Here is a 21,119-nt window from a genome sequence, read left to right as displayed (position 1 = left end):
TGCCCGCACCGCCGCGCAACAGGGCACCCCCGAGCGCTCCCTCACGCCAACCACCACAATCCACTCACCGTGCGTTCACGCCACGCACCACAATCCGGCACGACAACGGGCCGGGCCCCTGGGAAGTCCCAGGGGCCCGGCCCGTAAATCCGCCGACGACTAGCGCCCAACGACGCTGCGCGGCCTAATCAGTTGTCGTCCTCGTCGATCAGGAAGCCACGCATCGGCGACGGAGCTTGCTGCATCGGCTGCGGACCTTGCGGTCGCACCGGCGCCATCGGCTGTGTCATCGCCGGGGACATCTGCTGCTGCCCACCGTACGAGGGGGCGTTGCCACCCATGCCCTGGTTCCCGCCCATGCCCTGGTTGCCACCCATGCTCTGGTTTCCACCCATGGTGTGACCACCGCCGCCCATGGCGCTCGCACCGGCCGAGGCCATGGAGCCGCTCATCGAGGGGGACGGCGGCAACGAGGCAGTGGCCGGGTTGCGCGGCGGGGCCAGCGAGTCATCGGCCTGGTTCTCCAGCTGACGGAGCTGGCTCTCCAGGTACGACTTCAGTCGCGTGCGGTACTCGCGCTCGAAGCCACGCAGGTCCTCGACCTTGCGCTCCAACGTGGCGCGGGCCGACTCCAGCGAGCCCATCGCTACGCGGTGCTTCTCCTGCGCGTCCCGCTCCAACGCATCCGCCTTGGAGCGCGCGTCGCGCTCCAGGCCCTCGGCACGGCTACGCGCCTCACCGACGATCTTGTTGGCCTCGGAACGGGCCTCCGCGATCGCCTGGTCGGCGGTCTGCTGTGCCAGCGAGAGCACACGGGCGGCGCTGTCGCCGCCGGGGCCCTGCCCGGGCTGCTGATGCTGCGGGCCGGGGCCACCCATGGGGCCACCCATCGGGCCGTGCTGACCCATTGGGCCAGGGCCGCCTTGGCCCATCGGGCCGGGGCCGTGCGGGCCCTGCGGGCCATGGCCACCGGGGCCTGGCGGAAGCTGCGGTGCACCACCGGGCAACTGGGGCGGGCCGCCCATCTGTTGCTGTTGCTGCTGCGGCGGCACCGGCTGCGGTCCTGATATGGCAGCGGGCACGGGGGCGCCGGGCCTGTCCTGCGGCTCCTGCTTACGCATGCCTTGCTGCTGGTTTTGCGCAGCGGCACGGGTAGCAGCGGCCAGCTTGGCCCGGAGGTCCTCGTTCTCGCGGAGCAGTCGGGTCAGTTCCGCTTCGACCTCATCGAGAAAGGCATCGACCTCGTCCTCGTCATAGCCTTCTCGGAGGCGGACGGTCGTGAACTGCTTGTTCCGCACGTCCTCGGGGGTCAACGGCATCTCTTCTTCACCTCAACGTTGTCGTCGGCAATCGGCAAGACCGTATCGTTCACAACCCGCTCACCACGGAGATCAGGATGTAAACGATGATCATCAATACGAAGAAGGACAGGTCGAGCGCCACGCCCCCGAGACGCAGCGGCGGAATGAACCGCCGCAGAAGCTTGAGTGGCGGATCGGTGACAGTGTAGGTGGCCTCAAGGACCACCACCATCGCCTTGCCTGGTTGCCATGAGCGAGCAAACTGGAAGACGTAGTCCATCACCAGTCGGAAGATCAGTACGACCAGGAAAACCAACAGCACGACGTGGATCACGTCCAGTGCGATGTTCATCCCCGCGCGTCCCTCTCCCCTTGCTCATACCTGGCCTTGCGGCCGCCGATTGCCTGGTGTTGCGTCTCAGCTCTGGTTGAAGAACCCACCCTCTGCGATACGGGCCTTGTCCTCCGCCGTGACATCGACGTTAGCAGGCGACAACAGGAACACCTTCTGAGTCACCCGTTCAATACTTCCGTGCAGACCGAAGACTAGACCGGCCGCGAAGTCCACAAGCCGCTTCGCGTCAGTGTCATCCATCTCAGTCAAATTCATGATCACGGGTGTGCCCTCGCGGAAGTGTTCCCCGATAGTACGGGCTTCGTTGTAGGTACGAGGGTGCAGTGTGGTGATGCGGTAGGGCTCCCGCTCGGACACGACCTTGGGCATGATCACCGGTGAGTTCTTCTCCAGGCTTTGACGTTCGGGTGTGATAGATGCCACGGGGGCGATTCGGGCGGGACGTCCGGTTTCGGTGACGAGAGGAGCCGGTTCACGCTGTGCGGGTGGATGAGCAACTCGCACCGGTTCGTCCCTTTCCGGTCGCGTTTCGACCTCCGACTGGTGCTGCCGCCGCGCACGTTCCGGTTCCGGTTCGGGCTCGAAGTCATCGTCGGGGTCGAACCCCCGGCCGTCGTACCCATCGTCCTCCACGAGGCCGAGGTAGACCGCCATCTTGCGCATAGCGCCGGCCATTCTCTGCGTCCTCCGCTCTGTGGTGGATCGCTTCCGCCACCAGATGCCTTGAATCCACGCGGCCTGCCCGCCTTTTGGCGGGAATGACCATATTTTCTACTGTGGTCCGACTTGCTTGGCGACGTTACCCGAGCCGAGGTCGGACTCCGAGTACCGCAGTCCCGACGCGTAGATGTGTCGCACCGGCCGCTACGGCCTCTTCGAGGTCCGAGCTCATTCCGGCCGAGACCATGGTGGCAGTCGGATGAGCCACGCGCAGGCTGGATGACATTTCCCTCAATCGCTCAAAAGCCGCCCGCGGCCTACCCGCGTAAGGCCCAACGAGCGGAGCAACCGTCATCAGCCCACACAGGCGCAGCCCTTCGGCCTCCGCCACCGCGTCAGCGAGCTCATCCACCCGGTCCGGAGCGACGCCGCCCCTGCCTTCGGCGTCCCCCGACTCAGCGTCAAGGGCCACCTGGAGCAGACAGTCGAGCTCACGACCGGCACGCACCGCGGCCGTCGAAAGCGCGTTGACCAACCGTTTCCGGTCAACAGACTGCACAACGTCAGCGTAACTGGCTACGGAACGAACCTTGTTCGTCTGCAATTGCCCCACAAAGTGCCATCGCAACAGCAGGTCCGTACAGGCCGCAGCCTTGGGAGCGGCGTCCTGATCGCGGTTCTCGGCGACCTCGCGCACCCCGAGCTCCGACAACAGCCGGACGTCATCGGCCGGGTAGGTCTTGGTGACCACGATGAGCGTGACCTCCGAGCGCTGGCGGCCAACGGCCGCACACGCGGCGTCGATCCGCTCCTCCACCCGGGCCAGATTGTCCGCCAATTCGCTTTTACGGTCCGTCATCGCGCTGCCTCCCCACCCTCGTCGTACGCCCCCGGAAGCCAGACATAGCTCGCAAGCCGCCCCGTACTGCGCTCACGCCGATAGGAGAAGTGGTCCGCTGACTCCAGCGTGCACACGTCGGAGCCTACGAAAGACGTCGTCACGTTGACGCCGAGCCCAGCTAGTTGGGCTCGTACCCCGCGGGCGACATCGACCGCTGGGGTGCCCCAACTCGTGGTGGCCCAGGCCTCGGGCACCACGGCGGCCACCGCGGCGCGCATCTCCTCGGGCACCTCGTAGCAGTGGCCGCAGACCGCCGGGCCAGTACGGACGACCATCCGTGCGGGCTCGGCTCCGAGCCCGACCATGGCCTCAACCGTCGCCGGAACCACCCCTGCCACCAGCCCCGGCCGCCCCGCGTGGGCGGCACCGGCCACGCCGGCGATCGGGTCGGCGAGCAAGACCGGGGTGCAGTCGGCCGTGAGCACCGCAAGGGGCAGACCCCGCTGAACCGTCACCACCGCGTCAACCTCGGGGATCTCCCCCTCCCCCCACGGACCGCGGACGACGGCGACGTCTCGACCGTGCACCTGGCGCATCCACACCACGCGCCCCGCGTCAAGACCGAGCGCCCCTGCCGCGCGTGCGCGGTTGGCCCGTACCGCGGCTGGGTCGTCACCGACCGCGCCACCGAGGTTGAGCTGGTCATACGGAGCGGCGCTCACCCCACCCCACCGGTCGGTGAAGGCGAAGTGCGCGCCGCTCGTCTCGTTGTGGTGCCCTATCACTGTGTGCTGTTCACTTCAGTCGTGCTCACGCAAGGCCGGTCACTTCAAGAAGTCCGGCACATCGAGCTCCTCGGCCGCGCTGTCCTGGTAAGGACGGGCCGGGGGCACCTGCGGTGAACTAACGGGCGGAGCGGGAGTCTGACCGTGGTGGCCGGGGTAGGAAGACGGCACCTCGGCGACCGGGGTTGGCTCGGGCTCAAGCGGCTCCCCCTGCTGCGAGCCCGGCACGCCCTCGCGCGAGGTGACGCTGCCAAGGCCGCCATAGCTGGACCGGGAATCGGCCGGCGCGCTCGGCCGACCGCTTTGGCCGCTGGAAGCGGAGGAGCCGTCATCGCGGCCTCCGTACGAGCCGAGCGCCTTGTCCCGGCTGCCCTTGGGCGGGGGCTGTCCCCCGTCGAAGCCGGCGGCGATGACGGTGACCCGCACCTCGTCGCCGAGGGCATCGTCGATCACCGCACCGAAGATGATGTTGGCCTCCGGGTGCGCCGCCTCGCTCACGAGCTGCGCGGCCTCGTTGATCTCGAAGAGACCGAGGTCGGAGCCGCCGGAGATGGAGAGCAGCACGCCCCTGGCGCCGTCGATGGACGCCTCAAGGAGCGGGGAGGAGATGGCCATTTCGGCGGCGGCCACCGCACGGTCGTCACCGCGTGCGGAGCCGATGCCCATCAGGGCGGAGCCGGCTTCCGACATCACGGACTTGACGTCCGCGAAGTCCAGGTTGATCAGGCCGGGGGTGGTGATCAAATCGGTGATGCCCTGCACGCCGGACAGCAGCACCTGGTCCGCGGACTTGAACGCGTCAAGCACGCTGACCTGACGGTCCGAGATGGACAGCAGTCGGTCGTTGGGGATGACGATCAGGGTGTCAACCTCGTCCCGCAGGCCCGCGATGCCGTCCTCCGCCTGGTTCGCACGGCGGCGGCCCTCGAAGGTGAAGGGGCGGGTGACCACACCGATGGTCAGTGCGCCCAGCGAGCGTGCGATGTTGGCGACGACCGGGGCGCCGCCGGTGCCGGTGCCGCCACCCTCACCCGCGGTGACGAAGACCATGTCGGCCCCCTTGAGGACCTCTTCGATCTCCTCGCGGTGATCCTCGGCCGCCTTGCGGCCGACGTCGGGGTTGGCGCCCGCGCCGAGGCCACGGGTGAGTTCACGACCGACGTCGAGCTTGACGTCGGCGTCGCTCATCAGCAGGGCCTGCGCATCGGTGTTGATCGCGATGAACTCGACGCCCTTGAGCCCGACCTCGATCATCCGGTTGATGGCGTTCACGCCACCGCCGCCAATGCCGACGACCTTGATGACTGCGAGGTAGTTCTGCGGTGCTGCCACGTCGAAGGCCTCTCGCCTCGATTTACGTGTCGTCGCCCGCTGTTGTTGCGGTGCGCCGACGGATGCCGATGGGGCGGTCCTCAATGCCGACCCAAACCCTAACCCTGAAGTTTAGGGTTATCTCTGTCACTGTTCCGTGAAGTCTTTGGAACAGGACACTAAGTCGACAAGTGGCGCGCGTTCAATGAACACGCCGAACCTCCCGTTTTTCTTTTCACCCTATGTGATCACCCAGGGGGCTAGCCAGCCGGGGGCTGGCCAGCCTCGATGCGCGTCAACTCAACGACAACGCGCCAACAAGTCTGAAGTCAACTCCCTGACACAGCAGGCGCGCCCGGCGCGCTGACGTCGAAGTGCTCCGCCTCGCGCTCCGCTTTCAACAGCGCGACCAGAGCGACGGACTTCGCCTTGTCCTGTTCCGGGCTTCCCCACTGCACCGTCCGGCCGTCGGACAGCTCAAGGCTAATGGCGTCGTAGGAGCGTACGCGGATGACTCGGGTATCCGCGCGAACCGTGGCCGGAAGGCTTGACGCGACCTCCACCGCCGCCCGACGCAAATATTCTTCACCGAATCTCCGCAGACTGGGCGAGCGCTTCGCTTCCATTTCCAGTCGGGGAATGCCCTTCGGCGCCTTGGCGACGGTGGCGAAACGCACTCCCTCAGCGTCCATTTCGATGAACTTCCCGGCTTTTTCCAGGAGGAGTTCTGGCTGACGCTCAGTCACTTTAAGGCCGATGGTGTTCGGCCAAGAGCGCTCAACGTGCACCGAAGCGATCCGCGGCAGCTTGGCACGCAACCGCTTCGCCACCGTACCGGTGTCCACCGACATCAGCGGCGCATCCATGGGCACCGCCGCCGCCTCGCGCACCTCCTCGGGCCGCAACGCCTCGGCGCCTTGGACCGTCACCCGCTCCACACGCAGCCAGTCGGAGCCGTACAGCACCCAGAGGCTGACACCGCCGAGCAAGACGGCGACGATGGCGGCCAGCACCAGGGTGCGGCGAGGGGGAAGCCGCAGTCGGTCGCGGATTCGCCGTGGGGGCGGGCCGGAGGACTGCGAGCGTTTCTCGCGGTGTGCGCTCCCGCGCTGGGCGGTCGTCGGTCCGGCCACGCTCCCCAAGCCTCCTGCTGTTATTGGCCGCTACCCGGCCCTGCGGGCAGCGATCGCCTCGTACACCATCCCGACGAGGAGTTCGTCGGCGTCCCTGCGGCCGAACTCGGAGGCGGCACGCGACATTTCGAACAGCCGGTGCGGATCGCCCAGCACGGGCAGCACGTTGCTTTGCACCCACTCCGGCGTCAGCTCGGCGTCATCGACGAGCAGTCCACCACCCGCCTTGACCAGTGGCTGGGCGTTCAGTCGCTGTTCGCCGTTGCCGATCGGCAACGGGACGAACGCGGCGGGCAGCCCAACAGCGGACAGTTCGGCGACGGTCATGGCGCCCGCACGGCAGAGCATCATGTCGGCCGCCGCGTACGCCAGGTCCATCCGGTCCACGTACGGTACCGGGATGTAGGGCGGCATTCCGGGCATGTTGTCCACGCGCGGCATTTCGTTCTTCGGGCCGACCGCGTGCAGGATCTGAATTCCGGCGCGCTGCAAGAACGGCGCGACGGACTGCACCACCTCATTGAGCCGCCGCGCGCCCTGCGAGCCGCCGGAGACCAGCAGGGTCGGCAGGTTCGGGTCGAGCCCGAACGCGGCGCGGGCCTCGGGCCTGACGCGGGCGCGGTCAAGGACGGCGATGGTGCGCCGCAGCGGGATGCCTACGTAGTGGGCGTTGCGCAGCTTGCTGTCCGGGGTGCTGACCGCGACGAACTTGGCGTACCGGGAGCCGATCTTGTTGGCCAGGCCCGGGCGGGCGTTGGCCTCGTGGACGATGATCGGCACTCCGAGGCGCTTGGCGGCCAGGTAGCCGGGGAGCGCGACGTAGCCACCGAAGCCGACGACACAGTCCGCCTTGGTGCGTTCCAGGATCTGCTCGGCAGCCTTGATGGTTCCGCGTAGCCGTCCGGGGACGGTGATCAGCTCAGGTGTGGGCTTACGGGGCAGCGGTACGGCGGGGATGAGCCCGAGTTCGTAGCCCCGCTCGGGCACGAGCCGGGTCTCAAGACCCTTCTCCGTGCCCAGCGCTGTGATCCCCACGGTTGGGTCCTGCCTGCGCAGGGCATCCGCGAGGGCGAGCGCGGGCTCGATGTGACCGGCGGTCCCCCCACCGGCGAGTACGACATGCACCGAAATTCACCGCTCTCCGGACGGACGTTTCTTGACGCGCCGTCTCATCGTCTTCCATCTCACCCCAGGCTGCCGCATGGCCAACGCAGCTCGGGCACCGGGCTCTGCACGCGCGAAGGCGATCAACAGACCGATGGCGAACATGGTCGGCAGCAGGGCTGAACCTCCGTAGGAGAACAGCGGCAGGGGGACTCCGGCGATCGGCAGTAGACCGAGCACCGCACCGATGTTGATCACGGCCTGCGCCGTGACCCAGGTGGTCACACCTCCCGCGGCATACCTCACGAAGGGGTCCTCCGTGCGTCCGGCCACGCGGATACCCGCATAGCCTAGAGCCGCGAAGAGGGCGAGCACTGACAGTGTCCCTGCGAGGCCGAGTTCCTCGCCGGTGATGGCGAAGATGAAGTCCGTGTGAGGCTCAGGGAGTTCACCCCATTTTTCCATACTGGCGCCGAGTCCGGAACCGAACCATCCGCCATTGGCCAGAGCGTAGATGCCGTGCACGGCCTGCCAGCACTGATCGTTGGAGCCGGGATCGGTGGCACCGATACAAGCCAGCCGCGACATCCGGTTGGGGCTGGTCTTGATGAGGATGAGACCCACGATGGCCGCCGAGCCGAGTACGCCGACAAAGAGTCGGGTCGGTGCACCGGCCAGCCACAACAGTCCGAACAGCACCGCGGTCAGGATGATCGCTGTGCCCATGTCGCCGCCCAGCATGATCAGCCCGAGCAGGACGAAGGCGGCCGGAACCAGCGGCACCAGCAGATGCTTCCACTGGCCCAAAAGGTGCTTCTCCTCCTTGCGTGCGAGAAGATCGGCGCCCCACAGCACGAGTGCCAGCTTGCCGAACTCGCTGGGCTGGAGCTGGAAAGGACCGCCGAGCGCGATCCAGTTCTGGTTGCCGTTGACCGCGACTCCGATCCCCGGCACTTGGACCAGGCACATCAAGACCACGGATACGGCCAGCAGCGGGTAGGCCAGCGCACGGTGCAGCCTGATGGGCATCCGCACGGCGGCCAGCATCAACAGCCCGCCGATGATGGCCGCGAGCAACTGCTTACGGAAGAAGAACGAGGGGGCGAGCCCAGACTGCAACGCCTTGATCTGGGATGCGGAGTAGACCATCACCAGGCCGAGCACGATGAGCAGGACGCTGCCGCCCAGGATGAGGTAGTACGCGGTGAGCGGCCGGTCCCAGGCGCGGCGGGCCCGCTCGCGCAGCCGTGCCAGCGCCACCAGCGGGCTGCGGCGTGGCGGCCTCGACGTAGGCGGGCGCCTGGCCGTGCCGCGGCCTGCCCGAGCGCCCGCGGCGCCCGCCCGCGCGGGCGGTGCGGTGGCTCGCCCGCGTAGCGCGATACGGGCAGCAGAGCGCGGAGCGCGGGCGACAGAGCGCGGGGCGCGGGCAGCAGAGCGCGCGGAGTCGTCGGCCATCATCTCGGTGTCCCCTCCACTGATGTGCGGCGCCGCGGTCCACGGCGCGGGGACCAACGGCTAGCCGTGCTCGGCTCGGCCGGGGGCGAGCGCGCGCACCGCGTCGGCGAACGCCTCGCCGCGCTTGTTGTAGTTGGTGAACATATCCATCGATGCGCACGCGGGGGCCAAGAGCACCGTGTCGCCCGATTCCGCGAGCCCCGCAGCTGCCTGGACCGCCGCGGACATCGCACCAGTGTCCGTCCGGTCGAGGTCGACCACCGGGACCTGCGGGGCGTGTCGCGCGAGGGCTTCCCTGATCAGCGTGCGATCGGCGCCGATGAGGACCGCGCCGCGCAGCCGTGCGGCCGACGCGGTGACCAGCTCGTCGAAGGTGGCGCCCTTGGCGAGGCCCCCCGCGATCCACACGATGGGCTCGTACGCGGCCAACGACGCCTGCGCGGCGTGCGGGTTGGTCGCCTTGGAGTCGTCCACGAAGTCAACGCCGCCCACGGTCGCGACGTGCTCGATGCGGTGCGGCTCGGGCCGGAAGGCGCGTAGTCCGTCGCGTACGGCGGCGGCGGGCACACCGTAGGCGCGGGCGAGCGCGGCGGCGGCGAGCGCGTTGGCGATGGTGTGCGGAGCGGCGGTGCCTGCGCCGGCGGCCAGGTCCACGACCTCGGCCAGCTCCTGGGCCTGGCGCTGCCGGTTCTCCACGAAGGCGCGGTCCACGAGGATGCCGTCCACGACGCCGAGTTGGGAGGGGCCCGGCGCGCCGAGGGTGAAGCCGATGGCGCGGCAGCCTTCGGCCACATCCGCCGCCCGTACTAGTTCCTCGGTCCCCGGGTCTGCCGCGTTGTAGACGCAGGCGATCTGGCTGCCCTCGTAGATGCGGCCCTTGTCGGCCGCGTACGCCTGCATGGAGCCGTGCCAGTCGAGGTGGTCGGGGGCCAGGTTGAGTACGGCGGCGGAGTGGGCGCGCAGCGAGGGCGCCCAGTGCAATTGGTAGCTGGACAGCTCGACGGCGAGGACGTCGTACTCCTGCTCGCCGAGTACGACGTCGAACAGGGAGACGCCGATGTTGCCGACTGCCGCGGTGCGCAATCCGGCGGCCTCCAAGATGGCGGCGAGCATCCGTACCGTGGTCGTCTTGCCGTTGGTGCCGGTGACGGCCAGCCAGGGCGCGGCCGGCCGGCCCTGGCTGCCGCGTAGCCGCCAGGCGATCTCCACGTCGCCGACCACCTCGACGCCCGCCGTGGCCGCCGCATCGAAGAGCGGGCTGGTCGGCTTCCAGCCGGGCGTGGTGACGACCAGTTCGGTCCCTGCGGGCAGGGTGTCGCCGTCGCCTAGGCGCACAGTGACACCCAGCGCCTCAAGTTCGGTGGCCTCGGCGCGTTGGCGCTCCCCGTCGCTGCTGTTCACGACGGTCACCTGGGCCCCGAGGCCCCGCAGCGCGCGCGCTGCGGGGACGCCGGACACGCCGAGGCCGGCGACGGTGATGTGCCGTCCTGCGTACGTGTCCGTCACTTGGCCGCCGCCCAGCCCGCGTAGAAGATGCCGAGCCCGACGATCACGCACATGCCTTGGATGATCCAGAATCTGACCACCACCAGCACTTCGCTCCAGCCTTTGAGTTCGAAGTGGTGCTGGAGTGGCGCCATGCGAAAGACGCGCTTTCCGGTCATCCGGAAGGAACCGACCTGGATGACGACGGACATCGTGATCAGGACGAACAGGCCGCCGAGCAGCGCGAGCAGCATTTCGGTACGGGAGCAGATCGCAAGCCCGGCGAGCGCGCCGCCGAGGGCGAGTGAGCCGGTGTCGCCCATGAAGATCTTGGCCGGCGAGGTGTTCCACCACAGGAAGCCGAAGCAGGCGCCCATGAGTGCGGAGGCCACGATCGCCAGGTCGAGCGGGTCACGCACCTCGTAACACGCCTGCCCCGCGGTCGGCATGTTCGCGCACGACTCCTGGTACTGCCAGACGCCGATGAAGGTGTACGCACCGAAGACCATCACCGATGCGCCGGTGGCCAGGCCGTCGAGGCCATCGGTGAGGTTCACGCCGTTGGACATCGCCAGGATCATGAACAGCGCCCAGATCACGAAGATCACGGGGCCGATCTCCCAGCCGAAGTCCTGGGTGAAGGAGAGCCGGTCGGAGGCCGGGGACTGGCCGCGGGCGTCCGCGAAGTTGAGCGAGAGGATCGCGAAGCCGATGCCCACGATGAGCTGCCCGGTCATCTTCGCCTTGGCGCGTAGCCCCAGGCTCCGCTGTTTGACGATCTTGATGTAGTCGTCGAGGAAGCCGACCAGGCCCATGCCCGTGAAGAGGAAGAGCACGAGCACGCCGGAGAACGTCGGCTCGCTTGAGGTGATCACCTTCGTCAGGACGTACGCGATGATCGTGGCCAGGATGAAGGCGATGCCACCCATGGTCGGAGTGCCGCGCTTGCCGTGGTGGCCGCGTGGGCCATCGTCACGGATGTACTGCCCGTACCCCTTGCGGGCGAGGAGCTTGATCAGCAGCGGGGTGCCGACCAAGGTCAGGAAGAGTCCGATCACTCCGGAGAAGAGGATCTGCTTCATCGCGCGGCACCCTCGCCCTCGGCAGCGCCCGGTTCACTCAGTAGCTCCATCGCGACCTGCTCCAGGCCGACCGACCTGGACGCCTTCACCAGCGCGATGTCTCCCGGGCGCAACTCTCTGCGCAACAGTTCGACCGCCGCCCGCGCGTCGGACACGTGCACCGACTCCTCACCCCACGAACCCTCGTTCTTGGCGCCCATGTCGATCCAGGCAGCCTCCCGGCCACCGATCGCCACGAGCTTGCTGACGTTGAGCCGGACGGCCAGCCGTCCGACCGCGTCGTGCTCGGCGAGTGACTCCTCGCCGAGTTCGGCCATCTGACCGAGCACCGCCCATGTGCGTCCCCCCTGTGCCCTATGAGCCGAGCCCATCGCGACGAGCGCGCGCAGCGCGGCTCGCATGGAGTCGGGGTTCGCGTTATAGGCGTCGTTGACGATCGTCACGCCGTCCGCGCGCTCGGTGACCTCCATCCGCCAGCGGGAGAGCTGTCCGGCCTCGGAGAGCGCACGGGCGATCTCAGGGGCTGGCATGCCCAACGCGTGGGCGACGGCGGCAGCGGCGAGCGCGTTCGACACGTGGTGCTCACCGTACAGGCGCATGGTCACGTCACCGCACCCGGTGGGTGTGCGAAGCGTGAAGCTAGGTTGTCCGAGGTCGGTAAGCCGGACATTCTCGGCGCGTACGTGGGCGTCAGCGGCCTCGCCGAACAACAACACGCTGGCCTTGGTGCGCGAGGCCATGGCGCGTACCAGCGGATCGTCGGCGTTGAGCACCGCGACTCCGCCCGCATCCGCGGCCGGCAGCACCTCGACGAGCTCGCCCTTGGCCTGCGCAATCTGCTCCCGGCTGCCGAACTCCCCGATGTGCGCGGTGCCGACGTTGAGCACCAGGCCGATGTGAGGTGGCGTCAACTCCGCGAGGTAGCGGATGTGGCCGATTCCGCGCGCCCCCATCTCCAAGACGAGGTGGCGCGTGGTGTCGTCGGCGCGCAGCGCGGTGAGCGGCATGCCGATCTCGTTGTTGAACGAGCCAGGCGTCCACACCGTGGGCCCGAGCCGCTCCAGGAGTTGGGCGATGAGGTCCTTGGTACTGGTCTTGCCGGCCGATCCGGTGAGGCCGATGACACGGGCGCCGAGCCGCTCAACGACGGCGCGTGCGAGCGCGCCGAGCGCGGCGACCACGTCGTCCACGACGATCGCGGGCACGCCGACGGGCCTGGCGGCGATGACCGCTACCGCCCCGTCGGCGATGGCGCCCTCGGCGTAGTCGTGCCCATCGACGCGCTCGCCCGCGATCGCGGCGAACAGGCCCCCGGGCCGCACCTCGCGGGAGTCGATGACAACGGGCCCGGTGACGAGCCGCTGGAGGTCCGGTATGTCGTGCGGCTGTCCGCCGACGAGGGCGGTGATCTCAGCGAGAGACAGCGAGATCACAGGTCACCTCCGGCGTTTCCCGTGGGCTGCCTGGGAGAGGGTGATGCGCGCATGGCGGTGGGTCATCCCTGATCGTCGTGGTGCTGCGTACGAGAAGCGCTGGGCGCTGCGGATGTGTAGTGCTGAGTGCCGGATTCTGGCCGGGCTGCCACGATGGCCTCGCGCAGCACCTGCCGGTCGTCAAAGGCGCGTACTACGCCAGCGATGTGCTGGCCCTGCTCGTGGCCCTTGCCCGCCACGATGACCGTGTCGCCGGGTTCGGCGCGGGCGACGGCCGCGGCGATGGCGGCGGCGCGCTCCTCTTCGACCAACACCGTGCCGCGCTCGTGCGTGGGCACATCGGCGGCCCCCGAGAGCATGGCAGCCAAGATCGCCAACGGGTCCTCGGAGCGCGGGTTGTCCGAGGTGAGGACGGCGGTGTCGGAGAGTCGGGCCAAGGCCGCGCCCATGGCGTGCCGCTTGTGCGGGTCGCGGTCGCCGCCGCAGCCGAGTACGGCGTGCAGTTTGCCATCGGTGACCTTGCGCAGTGCGCGCAGGACGGACTCGACGGCGTCGGGCTTGTGCGCGTAGTCCACGACCGCCAGGTAGGGCTGGCCCACATCGATGCGCTCAAGACGGCCCGGCACGCCGGGCACGGCGGCGACGCCGTCCGCGGCGATCTGCGGGTCGATTCCGGCGACGACCAGGGCGGTGATCGCGGCGAGCGCGTTGGCGACGTTGAAGGGGCCAGGTAGCGGGGCGCTGGCGCGCACCGCCTGGCCCGCGGGGCCGAGCGCGGTGAACGTCGAGCCGAGTTGGCCGACCTCCACGTCATCGGCACGCCAGTCGGCGTCCGGGTGTCCCTCGGCGGAGAACGTGGTGACGGGAATCTCGGCCTCGCTCGCGAGGCGCTTGCCGTACCCGTCGTCGTAGTTGATGACCGCGGCACGGCTGCGATCCTTGGTGAACAACCGCGCCTTTGCCCGGTAGTAGTCCTCCATGTCCGGGTGGAAGTCGAGGTGTTCGGGGCTGAGATTGTTGAAGACGGCGATGTCAAAGACGCAGCCGTCAACGCGGCCCAGGACCAGCGCATGGCTGGAGACCTCCATGGCGACCGAGCGCACACCGCGCTCGCGCATCACCGCGAACAGCGCCTGGAGGTCGGTCGCCTCGGGCGTGGTGCGTTCGGACTTGATGCGCTCGTCGCCGATGCGGGTCTCTACGGTCCCGATCAGGCCGGTGAGGCCCGCGGCTGCCGGCTCTGCGGCGCCGCGCGCGCCGGTCTCGGGTCGTGCCGGGCCGCTCTGCACGGCCAGCGCCGCGCGCAGACCGCCTTCCATGAGGTACGCGGTGGTCGTCTTGCCCGACGTACCGGTGATACCGATCTGGAGCAGGTCATCGCCCGGCTCACCGTAGATCGTGGCCGCGAGTGCGCCCATGCGGGCCCGTGGGTCCGGCACGATCAGCGCCGGGAGCCCGGCTGCCCGGACGCGCTCGGCGCCCGCCGCGTCGGTCAGCGCGGCGATGGCGCCGAGATCGGCAGCTTGGGCGACGAAGTCGGCGCCGTGCAGGCGGGCGCCGGGCAGCGCGGCATAGATATCGCCGGGGCGTACCGCGCGGGAGTCATGTGTGATGCCGGTGGCCTCGGCGCTCTCCTTGGCTGCCGCTGGGGCCTCGATGCCGAGCTGACCGGCCAGCTCCGCGAGGGGGGTGGGGCGCACCCGGGTGGGGCGAGGCGGACCTGGATAGACCGAGGCCGCTTCTTTCTGGGTGGTTTGGGACTGATCAGCGTGTGGCACGGCGGTGAGCGTACCGGGCGCATGGGGTCCGCCGCTAAATGAGGGTGGCGCGAGGGGAGCCCCTGGTGGCTGGGCGAAAGCCCCACCCGTCGCCGCGAGCGTGGCGCAGGGGCCCGGCGCCACTGCGCCGGTGGGCGTGGATGACCCACCAGGCGCGCCTACCGCGGGCGCTGGGGCGATGCCGGGCGGGTGGTGGGTCGGGCGGCGGGGCCCACGGTTCCCGGGTTCGGGGGTGATCGTACTCACGGCTGCCCGCGCTCACCCTCCGGGCTGGTACGTCACGGGCAGCCGCACGGGCGGCTTGCCGGTAGGCGCCACCCGCATGGTCTTCAGCGCGAACTCCATCACCTTTTTGTAGACCGGGCCGCAGACCTGGCCGCCGAAATAGCTGCCCTTGGTCGGATTTTGAACCGCGCAGTACACGGTCACTCGCGGCTTGTCCGCGGGCGCGAACCCGGCGAAGGAAGCGGTGTAACCGTGGTAGCGACCGGTTTTGGGGTCTACCCGGTTGGACGTACCCGTCTTGCCCGCGACGCGGTATCCGGGGATCTTCGCCTTCGCCCCGGTGCCCTCCTGATCGTCAATGACGGACTCCAGCATGTGAGCGAGCGTCTTCGCCGTCTGCTGGCTCACCACGCGGCTGCGCGCCGGCTCGGGCGCGGGCGTGAACTGCCCGTCTGGCCCCTTGGTGCCTCGTACCAGCGTCGGTACGACGCGCTCGCCGCCACCCGCGATGGTGGAGTACACCGACGCCGCCTGCACGGCGTTGAGCGATAGGCCCTGTCCGAAGGGGATCGTGTACTGCTGCGAGGCGCTCCAATCCTGCGGTTTGGCCAAGATGCCGGGGGTCTCACCGGGAAAGCCGAGGCCCGTTGGCCGGCCCAGGCCGAAGCTACGCAGATAGGAATAGAGGATCTGATTGGACGCAGCCTGGTTTTTTCCTAGTTGTTCGGTGGCCAGGATGGTGCCGATGTTGCTGGACTTGGCGAGCACGCCGTTGAGCGTCAGATGCCAGGTGGGGTGGTCGATGTCGTCGGCAAACGCCCGGTCGGCGCGCGGCAGGCGGTTGGGGACCTCGACGGGGGTGCTCGGCGTGGCCACGCCCTCCTCCAGGACGGCCGCAAGCGACATCAGCTTGCTGGTGCTTCCCGGCTCGTACGCGTCGGTGAGCGCGGCGTTGCCCAACGCCTGCGGATCGGCCGCCGAGACGTTGGCCGGGTCGAAGCCGGGCGCGTTGGCCAACGCCAGGATCTCGCCCGTCTTGGTGTCCTGCACGACGACATAGCCGCGATCCGCCTTGGACTCCTGCACCTGGTCGCTGATCGCGCGCTGCGCGGCCCATTGCAGGTCACGGTCGATGGTCAGCTCCACATCGGTGCCCGGCACCGCGGACTGTTCCTTCACATCGCCGGTGGGCACCTGCCGGCCACCGGATTGGGCGTACACCCGCTTGCCGTCCTTGCCGGCCAGCTTCGCGTTCAGCAACTGCTCGACTCCGGCGCCGCCCTTGCCCTGGGAGTCAACGAAGCCGAGTATCCCGGCGGCGAGTTCGCCATTGGGATACACCCGCTTGCTGTGGGCCTCCCGGTTGATTCCGGCCAGCACATTGACGCCCCGGCCCTTGGCCTCCTTGTCGGCGAGCGCGCTCTTGAGGTCCTTGAGCTGATTCCACACCTGCGGCGTCTGCTGCCGGGCGAGCACGGCGTACTTGGACTTGGGGTTGGCCGTAAGCGTCCTGACCAGTGTCTCCTCGCTGACGCCCAAAATCGGCGAGAGCAGCACGGCGGCCTGTCGTGGCGCATCGGCGGTCTTGGCGCGTTCGGGGGTGAGCAGGTCGGGCGCCGCGGTGATGTCGTACGCGTCCACGGTGGTGGCCAGGTCCACGCCGCTGCGGTCGGTGATCGATCCACGCTCGGCGGCCAGGGTGACCGGAATGTAGCGGTTGACGTTGGCCTTGGCGGAGTAGGCGTTGGCGTCCACGGCCTGTACCTGGAGCAGCCGCACCACGAAGGCGAGCATCACCAGCGTCAGGCCCAGGCTCACCAGTCGCAGCCGGGGCCGCGGATTGCCGAATCGCACCGGCGGGCCGCCCGAGCCCCGCGGGCGGGGCGCCCGGGGGCGCCCTGAACGGTCGCGGGCGGGCTTGCGCCACTGCGCCGCGGTCATCGACCGGCCGGCGACCCGATCGCGGCCGGCCCCCCGGTCGCCATCCCCGCGATCGCCATCCCCGCGACCCTCGGGGGCAAGTCCGCCACCGAAGCGGCCGTTGCCACGGTCGTCACCGTTCCCGCCTCCGGCGGCATCGGCGCGCTCCGGGCCGACGTCGCCGCCGCGGGCCCCTACGGCGCCCGCACCAGCCCCGGCGTCGTTGTGGGGATGCTCCCGCCGGCGCGTGCGGCCGGCCCCCGACTCGCGCCGCTCCTCGCCGGTCCGCTCCTGGCCGTTCCGTGCCTGCCCGTTCCGTGCCGCTTCCCGCGGGTGGATCACACCGGGCGGGACGCCGTCACGCTGTCCTGGATCACCCTGGCGAGCCTGCGCACGCGGACCGGCCTGCGCGCGCAGGCGGTTCTCCTCGCGCGTGCGCAGGCTCGCGCGCCGGGCGCGCTCTCGCGAGCGCGCGCCATCGTCCGAGCCGGAGTCCGGCTCACGTCGCGAGCGGCCCCCTGGTCGCGGGCGCTCGGCGTTCTCGTCGTAGGAGCTGTCCCCGTCGTAGGAGCCGGCTCCGTCGTACGAGCCGTCGCCGTCATACGGGCCAACCGGTCGCAGCCGGCTGCTGTCGCCGCGGAACGGGCCTGCCGACCGTGCGCGGTCGGTGCCGCCGGGGTACGGGCCTGGTGAGGGGGCACGGCCGCCCTCACGGCGGGGCACCGCGCCACGCATGCGGGAGGCGCCGCCTTCGCGCGGCCGGGGCGCGCCACCCCAGCGCGGCCCGGGCTCACTGGCGCCTGGGCCGCCCTGACGGGGCGCGCGCTCGCCCTCGCGCGGGCCTGGGCCCTCTCGCCGGGCGCCGGTGCGGTCCGTGCGCGGGCCGTCCGCGCGGCGTACGCGGTCATCGGGGTACGGGCTTTCGCCGGCGCCCGGGCGCCCCGCCGGCCGGGGCCCACCCCCGGGGCCGGGGCGAGCACCTGGAGCAGGGCGGGCGTCTGGGGCAGGGCGAGCGCCGGCGCGCGGGCCTCGCGCCGCACGGTCCGTACGGTCCGTACGGTCCGTACGTTCGGCGCGTTCGGCGCGTTCGGCCCATCGGGCACGCTCGGCTTGCTCGTCTCGGCTGGCACGCTGGTCCCGGCGTCCCGGTGCCTCGCGTGGGGTCCTGGGCTCCCCCGGCGGCTGCGGGTCGCGGGGCGGCTGCCGTCCCTCGCGCCGCTCTTGGCTGCTCCGTGGCGGCTGCCCTGGCCGTTGGCCGCCGGCGGCCCGTGCACGTTGCGCATCCCGCGCAGCACGGCGGTCGCTCAACTGCCGCTCGTCGGCCGGGCCTGAGCCACGCCGCTCCCCCGGGCCGTTGGGGCCTCGGCGATCACGTGGGGCGCGGCGGTCGCCCGGCTCTCGCGGGTCCCTCGGCTCCCGGCCGGTCATTTTCGGCCTCCGTCCTGGAAGTGCGGCACCACGTCACCTGCCGGAGGTCGGGATGGAATTCGCTGGCGTACGGGCGCCGGGCGCCACGGGCTGGCCGGCGAGCGCCCCCGCATCGGCGGGGGCGGCGTGCTGAGCGGTCGGGGCGGCACCCTGAGCACCCTGAGCACCCTGAGCACCCTGAGCACCCTGAGCACCCTGCCCGATGGTCGGGGCGGCGCCTGGCATCGCGCCAGGTTGCACAGCAGTGTTTCCGGAGTACCCGGAGTTCCCGGAGTACCCGGAGTTCCCAGAGTTCCCGAAGTCTCCTGAGCCGAAAGGCGGTGTCAAAGTGCCCGAGGACGTACCGGACGGCGTGGCCCCAGGCCGCAGCCCGGGCGGTAGGGAGCCGGTCGGAGCGCCTTGGGTCAACGGCTGGCCGGTCGCCGGCGCTGGCACGCCGCGTACCGTGCCGTCCGGGTTCAAGAAGGCGGGGCTGCCGCCCGGTACCAGGCCCAGCTCACGTGCCCGCTGCTCCAAGGTGTCCGGTTGCGCGAGCGCGTCCACCTCCTGCTGAAGGCCCTGTTGCTCGTCCGTCGCGTCGTTGGTTTGGCGTTCCAGCCGGCTCAACTCGAAGGAGCCCTGGTTGAGCGAGGAGTTGAGGAGCAGCAGGGTGATCAGCCCGGAGCCAAGGAGCACGACGACAAGGAGCACGAAGGGGGTACGCCGCGCATTTCCCACCCCGTGCGGGCCCGCTGGCCGCAGCCGGACCAGCCGGGGCACCCTGCCACCGCCCCCGCGGCGCCCCGGGCCACTCACGGGGCCTCCTCGCGAATGCGCTGCGCGCCGCGCAGCCTGGCCGGGGCGGCACGCCGATTTTCGGCGACCTCCGCCTCGGTGGGCAGCTCGGCGCCACGGGTGAGGAGGCTCAAGCGCGGCTGGTAGCGCTCGGGCACGACGGGCAGCCCAGGTGGCGCCGTGTTTGCGGCTCCGGCCGCAAACACCCGCTTGACCAGGCGGTCTTCAAGCGAGTGGTAGGCGAGCACGGCGATACGGCCACCGACGGCCAGGCGGGAGACGGCGCCGGGGATGGCCCGCTCAACGCTCTTCAGCTCGCCGTTGACCTCGATGCGCAGGGCCTGGAAGGTGCGCTTGGCCGGGTTGCCGCCGGTGCGCTTGGCCGCCTGCGGGAGCGCGTTACGGATCAGCTCGACGAGCCGGGCGCTGTTGCGGAACGGTTCCTGGTCGCGTTCGCGCACCACCACTTCCACGATCTTGCGCGCGAACTTCTCTTCCCCGTACGTCCGCAGCACCCGCACCAATTCGCCCGGCGGGTAGGTGTTGAGCACCTCGGCGGCGCTGATTCCGGTGCTTTGGTCCATGCGCATGTCCAGCGGCGCGTCCTGGGCGTACGCGAATCCGCGGTCGGCCTCGTCCAACTGCATGGAGGACACGCCGAGGTCGAACAGGACGCCCTGCACCCGGGGCACTCCCAGCCGGTCAAGGACATCGGGCAACTCGTCGTAGACCGCGTGCACCAAGGTGGCGCGGTCGCCGTACGGGGCGAGGCGCTCGGCGGAGAGCTTCAATGCGGCGGTGTCGCGGTCGAGCGCGATGAGGCGGGCGGCGGGAAAGGTGCGCAGCAGCGCCTCGCTGTGCCCGCCGAGTCCCAGCGTGCAGTCCACCACCACCGCCCCGGGCTCAGCAAGCGCCGGGGCGAGCAGATCCAGACAGCGGTGGAGCATGACGGGAACGTGGAGAGCGTTGCTGCTCATGCGCCCTTCCAGGGAGGGTGGGGGTCGCGTGCCGCTGGGTCCCCGCCCGCTCGCTGAAGGGGAAGCGGCCTACTGGCGCCGGGGAAGTGACGTCAGGCGGCCGGGAGCGGGAGGAGGCCGAGTGGCACGTACACGCCGCACACGCGGGAGATTTGTCGATTCATAGGGGAGCACCACGTCTCCCACTTCGCGTCACTTTAGTGCACTCGTCCCCTCGGTCAACCAACCCACCAGCGCGTCTCGCGCCTGTTCTTTACCGCTTGGACCACCCGTACGGAGTAACCGACAACCCCCCTGTGGGTTACCTCACATGGAGTCGGGTTGATCGCGTTTGCCCGACCCTCCCGCGTCGTCCCGCCCCGCTGCCAGTTACGGTCGTGACATGCCGACCTCCGCGCCTTCACCGCTGCCCCCCTCTCACGACAGCGACAGTGCTCCGCTGGGCACGGTGACCGACTCCCTCGTCGAGGCCAATAAGCGTTACGCCGCCGAGTTCACCGACCCCGGCATGGACGCTCACCCGGTACGCCGAGTCGCAGTCGTCGCCTGCATGGACGCCCGTATCGACCTCCACGCTGCGCTGGGCCTCGAACTGGGTGACTGCCACACCATCCGCAATGCGGGCGGCGTGGTCACCGACGACATCATTCGCTCGCTGACGATCAGCCAGCGAGCGCTCGGCACCCGCAGCGTCGTACTGATCCACCACACCAACTGTGGCCTACTCACCCTGACCGAGGACTTCCGGCACGAGATCGAGGAGGAGGTCGGCCAGCGCCCCGCGTGGGCGGTGGAGGCTTTCCGAGACCTGGACGCGGACGTTCGGCAGTCGATGCAGCGGGTGCGCACCTCGCCGTTCCTGCCGCACACCGATGACGTGCGCGGTTTCGTCTTCGATGTGGCCACGGGATTGCTGCGGGAGATCAGCCCGCGCAACTGAGTGTGCCGCCCTGCCGCCGGTGCGGCCGGTTCCGGAACCTGCGATCATGCCTGGCCAGACCAGTACGGTCGGGCAGGAGTGCGGACACGCCTGGCCAGGTGCCGCGAAAGCAGGCAATCGATACCGAATCAG

General features: G+C 69.8%; 17 protein-coding genes. 1 reads left to right on the top strand and 16 read right to left on the bottom strand.

The window, feature by feature from the left end; genetic code table 11:
- Positions 1 to 188 precede the first annotated feature (188 nt).
- From FHS42_RS02465 to rsmH, 16 genes are all read right to left on the bottom strand, one after another.
- Entirely contained in the window at positions 189 to 1,319 is a 1,131-nt protein-coding gene (locus FHS42_RS02465) for a DivIVA domain-containing protein (RefSeq protein ID WP_184568790.1), read from the bottom strand.
- A gap of 49 nt (positions 1,320 to 1,368) precedes the next feature.
- On the bottom strand, positions 1,369 to 1,653 hold the full coding sequence (locus tag FHS42_RS02460) for a YggT family protein (protein ID WP_184568789.1): 285 nt from the start codon (positions 1,651 to 1,653) through the stop codon (positions 1,369 to 1,371).
- A 66-nt stretch (positions 1,654 to 1,719) separates the two neighbouring features.
- The gene (locus FHS42_RS02455; RefSeq protein WP_184568788.1) at positions 1,720 to 2,331 is read right to left on the bottom strand and encodes a cell division protein SepF; all 612 of its coding nucleotides are present in this window, start codon (positions 2,329 to 2,331) and stop codon (positions 1,720 to 1,722) included.
- 124 nt (positions 2,332 to 2,455) lie between these two features.
- Positions 2,456 to 3,175: a YggS family pyridoxal phosphate-dependent enzyme gene (locus FHS42_RS02450; protein WP_184568787.1), complete on the bottom strand. Its 720-nt coding sequence runs from the start codon at positions 3,173 to 3,175 to the stop codon at positions 2,456 to 2,458.
- Entirely contained in the window at positions 3,172 to 3,942 is a 771-nt protein-coding gene (pgeF, locus tag FHS42_RS02445; protein WP_184568786.1) for a peptidoglycan editing factor PgeF, read from the bottom strand. The genes FHS42_RS02450 and pgeF overlap by 4 nt, the downstream gene beginning before the upstream one ends.
- A 39-nt stretch (positions 3,943 to 3,981) precedes the next feature.
- On the bottom strand, positions 3,982 to 5,274 hold the full coding sequence (ftsZ, locus tag FHS42_RS02440; RefSeq protein ID WP_184568785.1) for a cell division protein FtsZ: 1,293 nt from the start codon (positions 5,272 to 5,274) through the stop codon (positions 3,982 to 3,984).
- 308 nt (positions 5,275 to 5,582) lie between these two features.
- Positions 5,583 to 6,386, bottom strand: a complete 804-nt coding sequence (locus tag FHS42_RS02435; protein ID WP_184568784.1) for a cell division protein FtsQ/DivIB — start codon at positions 6,384 to 6,386, stop codon at positions 5,583 to 5,585.
- 30 nt (positions 6,387 to 6,416) lie between these two features.
- A complete protein-coding gene (gene murG / locus FHS42_RS02430; RefSeq protein ID WP_184568783.1) occupies positions 6,417 to 7,511 on the bottom strand; it encodes an undecaprenyldiphospho-muramoylpentapeptide beta-N-acetylglucosaminyltransferase in 1,095 nt (364 codons plus the stop codon).
- 6 nt (positions 7,512 to 7,517) lie between these two features.
- Positions 7,518 to 8,948, bottom strand: a complete 1,431-nt coding sequence (gene ftsW / locus FHS42_RS02425; protein WP_184568782.1) for a putative lipid II flippase FtsW — start codon at positions 8,946 to 8,948, stop codon at positions 7,518 to 7,520.
- A gap of 57 nt (positions 8,949 to 9,005) precedes the next feature.
- Positions 9,006 to 10,451: a UDP-N-acetylmuramoyl-L-alanine--D-glutamate ligase gene (murD, locus tag FHS42_RS02420; RefSeq protein ID WP_184568781.1), complete on the bottom strand. Its 1,446-nt coding sequence runs from the start codon at positions 10,449 to 10,451 to the stop codon at positions 9,006 to 9,008.
- Complete coding sequence (gene mraY, locus FHS42_RS02415; RefSeq protein WP_184568780.1) at positions 10,448 to 11,512, bottom strand: phospho-N-acetylmuramoyl-pentapeptide-transferase; 1,065 nt, start codon at positions 11,510 to 11,512, stop codon at positions 10,448 to 10,450. Before mraY ends, murD begins: the two co-directional genes overlap by 4 nt.
- The gene (locus FHS42_RS02410) at positions 11,509 to 12,945 is read right to left on the bottom strand and encodes a UDP-N-acetylmuramoyl-tripeptide--D-alanyl-D-alanine ligase (RefSeq protein WP_184568779.1); all 1,437 of its coding nucleotides are present in this window, start codon (positions 12,943 to 12,945) and stop codon (positions 11,509 to 11,511) included. Before FHS42_RS02410 ends, mraY begins: the two co-directional genes overlap by 4 nt.
- 62 nt (positions 12,946 to 13,007) lie before the next feature.
- Positions 13,008 to 14,723 (bottom strand): UDP-N-acetylmuramoyl-L-alanyl-D-glutamate--2,6-diaminopimelate ligase, encoded by a 1,716-nt coding sequence (locus FHS42_RS02405; RefSeq protein WP_312866669.1) that lies wholly within the window; start codon positions 14,721 to 14,723, stop codon positions 13,008 to 13,010.
- A gap of 258 nt (positions 14,724 to 14,981) precedes the next feature.
- Positions 14,982 to 16,889, bottom strand: coding sequence for a peptidoglycan D,D-transpeptidase FtsI family protein (locus FHS42_RS02400; protein WP_184569055.1), 1,908 nt, complete (start codon positions 16,887 to 16,889; stop codon positions 14,982 to 14,984).
- A 1,440-nt stretch (positions 16,890 to 18,329) separates the two neighbouring features.
- Positions 18,330 to 19,091 (bottom strand): cell division protein FtsL, encoded by a 762-nt coding sequence (gene ftsL, locus FHS42_RS36535; protein ID WP_376772501.1) that lies wholly within the window; start codon positions 19,089 to 19,091, stop codon positions 18,330 to 18,332.
- Complete coding sequence (rsmH, locus tag FHS42_RS02390) at positions 19,088 to 20,047, bottom strand: 16S rRNA (cytosine(1402)-N(4))-methyltransferase RsmH (RefSeq protein ID WP_184568778.1); 960 nt, start codon at positions 20,045 to 20,047, stop codon at positions 19,088 to 19,090. Before rsmH ends, ftsL begins: the two co-directional genes overlap by 4 nt.
- Before the next feature lie 382 nt (positions 20,048 to 20,429).
- Here rsmH and FHS42_RS02385 point away from each other — a divergent pair, with 382 nt between their 5' ends.
- Positions 20,430 to 20,987 (top strand): beta-class carbonic anhydrase, encoded by a 558-nt coding sequence (locus FHS42_RS02385; protein ID WP_184568777.1) that lies wholly within the window; start codon positions 20,430 to 20,432, stop codon positions 20,985 to 20,987.
- The last annotated feature ends 132 nt before the right edge of the window (positions 20,988 to 21,119 follow it).

This window comes from Streptomyces zagrosensis (assembly GCF_014203645.1).
Lineage (GTDB): Bacteria > Actinomycetota > Actinomycetes > Streptomycetales > Streptomycetaceae > Streptomyces > Streptomyces zagrosensis.
Note: the sequence above shows the minus strand (reverse complement) of the source record. Positions and strands in the feature narration are given on the sequence as shown.

Bases quoted from the DNA above. Each gene is read 5' to 3' on its own strand.
- FHS42_RS02465 (WP_184568790.1), bottom strand. From the start codon at position 1,319: ATGCCGTTGACCCCCGAGGACGTGCGGAACAAGCAGTTCACGACCGTC.
- FHS42_RS02460 (WP_184568789.1), bottom strand. From the start codon at position 1,653: ATGAACATCGCACTGGACGTGATCCACGTCGTGCTGTTGGTTTTCCTG.
- FHS42_RS02455 (WP_184568788.1), bottom strand. From the start codon at position 2,331: ATGGCCGGCGCTATGCGCAAGATGGCGGTCTACCTCGGCCTCGTGGAG.
- FHS42_RS02450 (WP_184568787.1), bottom strand. From the start codon at position 3,175: ATGACGGACCGTAAAAGCGAATTGGCGGACAATCTGGCCCGGGTGGAG.
- ftsW (WP_184568782.1), bottom strand. From the start codon at position 8,948: ATGATGGCCGACGACTCCGCGCGCTCTGCTGCCCGCGCCCCGCGCTCT.
- mraY (WP_184568780.1), bottom strand. From the start codon at position 11,512: ATGAAGCAGATCCTCTTCTCCGGAGTGATCGGACTCTTCCTGACCTTG.
- FHS42_RS02400 (WP_184569055.1), bottom strand. From the start codon at position 16,889: ATGACCGCGGCGCAGTGGCGCAAGCCCGCCCGCGACCGTTCAGGGCGC.
- rsmH (WP_184568778.1), bottom strand. From the start codon at position 20,047: ATGAGCAGCAACGCTCTCCACGTTCCCGTCATGCTCCACCGCTGTCTG.
- FHS42_RS02385 (WP_184568777.1), top strand. From the start codon at position 20,430: ATGCCGACCTCCGCGCCTTCACCGCTGCCCCCCTCTCACGACAGCGAC.